The sequence below is a fragment of the Weissella confusa genome, assembly GCA_041871065.1.
Lineage (GTDB): Bacteria > Bacillota > Bacilli > Lactobacillales > Lactobacillaceae > Weissella > Weissella confusa_A.
Genome location: CP168943.1, coordinates 21,962 through 30,096 on the forward strand (window position 1 = coordinate 21,962; position 8,135 = coordinate 30,096).

The following is an 8,135-nucleotide window of genomic DNA, read 5'->3' on the forward strand; positions in this document are numbered from 1 at the left end:
TGAATATTCACTAAACCTTTTTGTGTTTCTACCAACCGAAGGGCGGTTAGTTAGGTTGTTGCCAAAGGCAACTTCCAGTATAATTTTAAACATCAAATTTTAAGTACATGTACAAAAAAATCCAGTCGCTGTCCTTTTTTGGATGGTGACTGGATTTTTTCTATCAAAAAACGAGCGGTTAGTTAAGTTGTTGCCACCGGCAACAACCTAGTACATATTTTAAGCACAAATACAGCCCTACAATTGGGTTGTGTGTAAGTGCGCATTGTTTTAAACAAAGTTCTCATTTATTGCTTGTTCTGATAAGGTTATACTGCGATGCTGTTTATCAAGAACGCCGATATGGTAGGTCAGATATTGATAAAGATACAGACGAAGTATTGAATAATAAGTAAGAGTGTAATTTAGGGGGAAGCAATTATGAAATTTGAAGAAACATTATTACCAGAAAAATCAGATGTAATGACATTACAAAATATGATCAGAAAGTATAATAGGCAAAATTTTGAAACTGCAAATCAAACAGATTTTGCTATTTACATAAAAGATGATAATGAGAATGTTATGGGGGGAATTTCAGGAAAAATATTTGGGAATTGGATGGATATAGACTATTTAGTTATTCATGAAAGTTTGCGTAGAAATGGGTTAGGTCGGGAGCTGTTACAAAAAGCCGAAGACCTGGCTATACGTAGTAATTGTAAAAATATATTTCTATACACATTTGATTTTCAAGGTAAAGATTTTTATCCCAAATTTGGATTTAAAGAAGTTTACGTAAAAAGAGAATATCCTTTAACTGGGTCAGAGCATTTTTTTGTTAAGAAATTATTAAATGAAATCGATAAAGAGACTGGCGAAATACTAGAAAAAACTGAATGATTTGATGAGAGGGCGGATTAATAGATCCGTCTTTTTTTTGTTGTTGGCTAGCCAACTTCTGATACAAGTTTTTAAGCACAAACTCTAGTGATTTATCAGTGGAGTATAAGTGCGCATTCTGATGCAATCAGGGGACCAATTTCATCACTTTTTTAAAGTGATGTGTAAGTGCGCTTGTCAGAAAAAACGCTGACAGATGCCCAAGGAATTTTTTTATCGATCCAACACTAATTAGCCGCTAAAAAGACCCCCACGCTCGCTGTACAAATTTGGCAGAAGTGAAAGCCACATTAATGCCTACTCCGTACTCTATTTCCACCGGCTAAATGGAGCCTTCGGCAGACACAGGGGCTTGCCCCTGGACCCCTGCATGCTGACGCCTGTTTAAACCCCTTAGTAAACAACATGTTGAACAAAACACCAATCAAGTCATTGCGGATAGCCTGCAAGGCTCTCTCTCTCGACACTCCACCAACTATCCCCTTAATGGGGCTAATTGGTGTGTTTCGTTGAGTGCATCTCGCAACGACTGATATTTCTATCACAGTAGATTATGTTCAAGCTACCCCTCACAACCCTTGTCCGTGCTTTGACGTTGTTTTATATCTGGTGGTGTCTATTTATATTGCTGACACCTAAAAACGCCTCTGAGAGCATCTCAGGGCGTTTTTTTGATATACGGTAACTGTTTAACCCGATACACGATACTGGGACTACTGACTTCGAACGATTACTCGTTCAGCTTGTCCGCATGCTATATTTCTTCATCACGGCGCAACCCGTGATCGGACACCTAACCGCTACCCATTGTGTTGGACGGTTAACTATCTCTTCTCCACGTCTCTGTTTTTGCTGTCTGTGGAGCATACAGCAAGGCCCTTCACGTGCCGTCCTACTCTCCATGTAGGCTTCTTTGTCCTGAGTACGTTCTACTCTGTCGCCGTAACGGGGCGGGTATCGAGTGCAAAAATAATGAGAGACAATGCGACTATTCTTAGTCACATTGTCTCTCGTCAGAAGTTGTTCTTTTCTTGACGCATTCTTGGTAAGTACCCTATAATGTACTTACATATTGAATGAGAACGTGCTCTGAATGGTCGTAACATTCTTTGCACTGGCGCTTATCTTGCTTGCCGGCTTGATAAGCGCCTTTTCGTTTATATTATATTAGCTATTGACCTAATTCGTTGTTCAATGAATATCATCTGGCTGTACAAACGGTTATGGGCTGGGTCAAAAATCTCAAATCAATCCCAACTGCTCTTATACTAAGAATAGTCCATTTTTTAGTATAAGAGCATCCAGTATAGCCCATGCATTTTCTATTCTTTTTATTACCAATAATTTTGATATTCAATTTTTGATAATCAATAATTATTAGTTCTTATTGTGCATATTATTTTTAATTAAATCACGTAATTGACGAAAATCATTTTTTACGTCGTAATCGTGCAGCTTTTGCGAAATTAGCTGTTGTAACAGTTCTTCTATACTCTCTACGTCAGTTTCGTCCGTATAATCGATCCAATCGATGTGCTCTAACCAATCAATATAGGCATGCTTTCCTTTTCCATAACTATTTCCAAATAACAAGCAAGGTGTCCCTGTTAAAACGGAAAATACCATTGCATGCCAGCGATCTGTAATAATTATTTCCTGGTGCGAGAATAGTTCTAGTTCTGAATCAAATAATGCCTCCCGAGTAACGGGTGTTATCTTTTGTGGTTCATCTAGAACGGTATCAACTCTTTTTACAGGGCGTTCATTTCCTAAAATATCTTTTATATTGTCAATCGTACTTTTTTTAACAACTTTTTCTGAATCATGCCGTAAAACGAATAAAGCCCCATTTCGATTGAACTTCCAGTTAACAGATTCCATATATAAAACCATGTCAGGTGTAAAAATGACTGGGTTATCAAACGTTGATTGCATACGATGAAAACTTTGAGCATCACGTGCCACTAACACGAGATTAGGATTTTTACGGTAAGCCTCTTGACTCTTTTGTTTTTCAATCTCACCATCTTCATTGTCTTCAAAATGTATTGATTGAGGAAATGAAATTGTCAGATTGTTCACAAAAGTTGAAAAAACCTTACGCCGTGCCTCCTCATGATTATGGTACAAATTGCCCATATTTCCCCCACCAGTAAACGCAATAATATCAGAGGGCTGTAAATGTTCTTGGACAATGGGAATAGCATAGTCATCGTCTTCTTCAAGAATTTCAATATATTGATACTCTGGGAATTCGTTTTCAATATATTTTCGTTCTGCTAACGAAACTGCTTGATCCCCCATGTTCGTGTAGCTTGGAACACCAAACATGTAAAATTTTGGTCGATCATTATTAGGAAGTTTGTGCACAACCTCTGTTGTGTTAACATAAAAATTTGCCATGTGAATTAATACCCCCTTTATTTTTATACTTCAGCATTTTCACATGCTTTTTTCATTTTACGACCATTAACAAACATAACGGATAACAAGATACTAAAACCGTTGGATAGTGCAAAGACGAAGAAAACAATAGCTGTTCCTAACAGTGCAATAAGCTGCGGATAAATTAAACTAATAATAAAGTTAGTAATCCACATTGTCGCTGTTGCGACAGACATAAATTGTGCTTTAACTTTTCCGGGGAACATTTCTGCTAATAATAACCATGTAACCGGGCTAACAATACCTTGATGATTGGCCAAGAATAAAGTCAAAGCGATCAGTACCAATACATTTGTTATGGTCTGCGAAAACATCGTTGTTTTCATAATCAAACCTAATAGTGCTAAGAAAACGACATTGCCGATCAAACCAATAACTAGCATTTTATGATGATTAGCTTTTTCAATCGTACGCGTACCAAAGATACTAGCAATAACTGACACCACACCTATTAAGATATTTGCGTAGAGTGAGCCTCCGGCCCCCATTCCCACATTTTCAAGTAAAATCGTGCCATAATACATGACGGTATTAACACCAGAAATTTGTTGAATCAACGCAATAACTATTCCGGTAATTAATAAATAAACTAAATTTTTATTTTTCAAGGCAACCGACCAGCTAAACTCTTGGTCATCAGATTCATCAATCGTTTCAGTGCCACTTATTACGAGCTGTTTAGTATTGCTGAACCCTAACCGACGAAATAATTGTCTAGCTTTATTAACTCGTCTTTTGAACAAAAGCCACTGCGGACTTCCACTGATTCGAAATGAATCAATCCATAAAATCACCGATGGAATTGCCGCAGATAAGACCATAATACGCCATATAGGACCCCAGTTACCCCAGATGTTTCCTAAAATAGCATTGACAACAAAGGCACTGAGTTGACCAAGAACAATAAAAATAGCATTCTTATTAACATTCGCACTGCGTAAACTATCTGGCGATATCTCAGCTAAATACATTGGTGAAAGACTTGATGCCGCTCCCACGGCAATCCCTAAAATAAATCTAAAAATAGCCATGAACCAGAAATTAATAGCTAATGCACAAAGAAAGGTTGATATGGTAAAAACAATTGCAATCAGGCGTAGCGTTTTTTTCCTACCTACTTGATCGGCTACCTTCCCACATCCTAATGCTCCAATACAAGCACCAATTACAAGGGAACTCGATACTACACCTTGTAAGGAAGGGTTAAGATTAAGTTGATCTGGACGGCTCATAAAAGCTAGCGCTCCATTTATTACTCCTGTGTCGTAACCAAATAAAAAGCCTCCCAAAGATATTACATAAACAGAATAATTCAAAAATTTTAAATTGTACTTTTTACTCGTCATTTTTCTTTTTCCTTTCTTTAATTTCCTATACTGTTTTTCATCAAATTCCTAAAAATTTCTAATTTCAAAAAATATTCACTAAAAAAAGCCCAAACACTGTAAAATCAATTTGGGGCTCGCGTAGTAATCTAAAATCCCATGATTCTAGTCTGCCTTCTTACAATCTACAGTCTGATCATTATGATCAAAAATATTTTCTTTATCATTAGATTCCGGATTATCTTTTTCATTTTTCTTTTAAAATACTCTAATTATATCACTTGCTAAATAATATAGTTTACTAATGCTTACACAAATTAACACAGGATATTTTCAAAATTTTTAATGCTCTTATACTAAAAAATGGAGTATTTTTATTCAGTCGTAAAATGAAAGTATAGAAGTATTTTTATGTCAATTAGTTATTCACAAGAATTTATCACTCTTTGGGTCAAGCAAGCTACCCCAGTCATGATTCATGGGTCAGTCAAAGACGTTAAAGGATGTTAAGCAATTAGAAAAGCGTCTCGCTATTTTGGAGGAAGGAATCGAGATTTTAAAGCGAGCGAGCGACCATCTTACTAGCCAGAGAATAGTACGTAATGTGGGATTATCGCTTGTTAACCCATTTTTAGCACAAGGCTACGCACTTGTGCGTATTTTAAATGCACTGAAAATCAAACCTATTATCTATTACAACTGGCGCCATTGGTAGCCCAGTCTACAAGAAAAGCGTAGAGAATCCCTAAAACCTAATATTTTAGACGTTGTGAGATCCCTTAGATTTTATGTTTATCGTCGTATTGCTGCTTATAGGCAACAATACGACGGGACGAAAGTATCTGAGTACATGACACTCAAATTGATGCGTAAATTAGGGATTAAATCGCGCATGCAAAAACGTTATCGCAAGCCCAAAACTGTGGTGACTGTTGATCAAAAAACCAATCTATTGACTCCTGAGTAGGTTAAAGAATTAATCAATCGGATCATTGAATTAACGCGTGATCTTTTTAAAGTACCAAGTCTCTAACGTTAAACCGGCTTATTTGCCCGTCTAAGCGTTTTTAAACGCAATACGTACAAATAGTCATCGAATAGATGAAAACGTCTCTATCAGCTTAATAAATGGTAATCATATTAGATAACTAGGCTGCTGGTATTCGAAATGATTTAGCAAAAAAGAACACCACGTACAAAATTTATGTACAGCGGTGTTCTTTTTTTATTTTATTGAATCAATAAAAAGGCGGAGCCTATTATAAGTTTATCTTGTATATTTTAATCTTTTGTTCTTTTGCGCGGTGATATAGTCAGCGTTATCAAGGGTTTAGAGAATAATAAGACTAGAAAATAATATGCATAAGACTAGAAAATAATATGCATAAGACTAGAAAATACTATGCATAAGACTAGAAAAAATTAAAAAACTAGTCTTATTTGCTATAATAAAAGCATGAAGAAATTATCTTTGGTCAGACATTCTTCATGCTTAAACCAAACACGCAAAGGAGCGCCTTTATATGGCTATTATACCAGAATTAAAAACAAGGCAGGTACAGACCTTGAATGAATTATCAAAAAGAAAAGTAGTGGAACATAATTCTTTAATTACCAGCATTGCGAAAATGGATAAAACCCCATTGAAAATGTTTGAATTAGCCGTTTCTCTAATAGATACGGAAAATCCCCCAGAAGATCATACAGTTTATTTATCAAAGCGAGAGATGTTTGCTTTTTTTAATGTGGATGATAGCAATAAACATTCTCGCTTTAAAGAAGCCATTGAAAAAATGCAGAAACAAGCTTTTTTTCAGATTAAGAAAGAACACGATAAAGGTTTTAAGTTTGTTAGTATTGTGCCAATCCCTTATGTGGAATGGACAGATTATAATGACGAAGTAAAAATTGAATTTCATCGTGAAATCATGCCTTACTTAATCAATCTCAAAACCAATTTTACGCAACATGCGTTGTCAGATATTGCAGAATTGAATAGTAAGTATGCAATTATTTTGTATCGCTGGTTATCAATGAATTACAACCAATATGATCACTACAGCGTTAAAGGTGGTCGAAGAGAGAAACAAGTTGAAAGTTACCGTAATCCCACCATAAGTATGCAGGATTTACGTCAAATAACTGATACAGTTGATGAATATAAACGATTTTATAATTTTGAAAAATGGGTACTAAAGGAACCGCTTTCCGAAATCACAAATCATACAACCCTCAACGTAACATACGAAAAAATTAAAAAAGGACGTAGTATCGATAGCATTGTCTTTCATATTACAAAAAAACAAGTGGCAGATGACGGTAGTTATAAATTAGATGACCCCGCCTATATTGACGATAAGATCAGTCAAGAAGAAAGTGAAGAAAAATTGGTGTATCAAGCCATGAAAAGCCCCTATACAAAGTTGTTGATGGAACATTTCTTGTTGTCATACATTGATTTGACGGATACGGCTATTTTGTCAGGTCTACAGAAAAATGTTTATCCACTTTATGACGAATTGAAAGAGTTACGTGGATTAAATGGTGTCAAAGAGCATTTAGCATATATCCGAGATAAACAAGATGACTATTCGAAAAAGAATATTGCTAAGTATCTTAAAAAATCGATTGAACAGTATCTACCAATCGTTAAAAGGCAGGATATAGATCATGAATGACAATTTAAAAACAATTCGAGAACTTGCTGATGAATTGGGCGTTTCAAAGCAGGCTATATGGAAAGTAGGACGGCATGTGAAGATCCTTGCTGTACGCTCCACAGACAGCATAAACAGAGACGTGGAGAAGAGATAACAAATAGTCCAAAGGCGGGTAGCTGTTTGTTATCCCATCATGATTTGCACCTTGGTGAAGACATATAGACGCGGAAACACTGACTTAGAATGAGTAATCATTCTAAGTCAGTGTTTCCTAGTATTGCGTAAATGTTTAAACAGTCCCCAGAACGCTTATATAGCGCTCAAATGACGTCAAAATGCAGTCAGGTTGTAAGAGATAGCTTGAACAAAAAACATTGTGGCAGTAGCCAGTCGTTGCGAGACGCACGTAATGAAACTAACTAATTGCCCCATTAAGGGAATAGTTGGTTCAGCGTCGGGAGAGAGCCTTGCAGGCTATCCGCAACGACATAGCTAGAGTTTTTTTGTTTTTAATTCTTTTTAACAAGGCGTCAGCAAAAAGATACAAGGGCTTGCCCTTGTGTCTGCCGAAGGCTACTAGTCAGCCGCTGTACACATCAAGCGGGACAAATTAATATGGCTTTCACTTCTACGAACTTGTACAGCGTGCGGTGGATAGCGTTGAATTCATCCTTGCAGTTGAGTCCTGCGTTAACCGTTGTTTGTTTAATGAATCGGTTATACATATAAATTGTACGTATACGTGTGTGTATAAACAGTATGTATACGTACTGTTTATAATGTGTTATTATAAGCATGAGGACATTGAAAAGGGGTGTGAGAC

4 protein-coding genes are annotated in these 8,135 nt (G+C 36.3%); 2 read left to right on the forward strand and 2 right to left on the reverse strand.

The window, feature by feature from the left end; all coding sequences use genetic code 11:
• Positions 1–420 precede the first annotated feature (420 nt).
• Complete coding sequence (locus ACAW68_11405) at positions 421–882, forward strand: GNAT family N-acetyltransferase (protein XGA17042.1); 462 nt, start codon at positions 421–423, stop codon at positions 880–882.
• A 1,377-nt stretch (positions 883–2,259) separates the two neighbouring features.
• Here ACAW68_11405 and ACAW68_11410 read toward each other — a convergent pair.
• Positions 2,260–3,285, reverse strand: coding sequence for a polysaccharide pyruvyl transferase family protein (locus tag ACAW68_11410; GenBank protein ID XGA17043.1), 1,026 nt, complete (start codon positions 3,283–3,285; stop codon positions 2,260–2,262).
• 23 nt (positions 3,286–3,308) lie between these two features.
• Positions 3,309–4,673, reverse strand: coding sequence for a sugar porter family MFS transporter (locus tag ACAW68_11415; GenBank protein XGA17044.1), 1,365 nt, complete (start codon positions 4,671–4,673; stop codon positions 3,309–3,311).
• A 1,502-nt stretch (positions 4,674–6,175) separates the two neighbouring features.
• Here ACAW68_11415 and ACAW68_11420 point away from each other — a divergent pair.
• On the forward strand, positions 6,176–7,330 hold the full coding sequence (locus tag ACAW68_11420; protein XGA17045.1) for a RepB family plasmid replication initiator protein: 1,155 nt from the start codon (positions 6,176–6,178) through the stop codon (positions 7,328–7,330).
• Positions 7,331–8,135 lie beyond the last annotated feature (805 nt).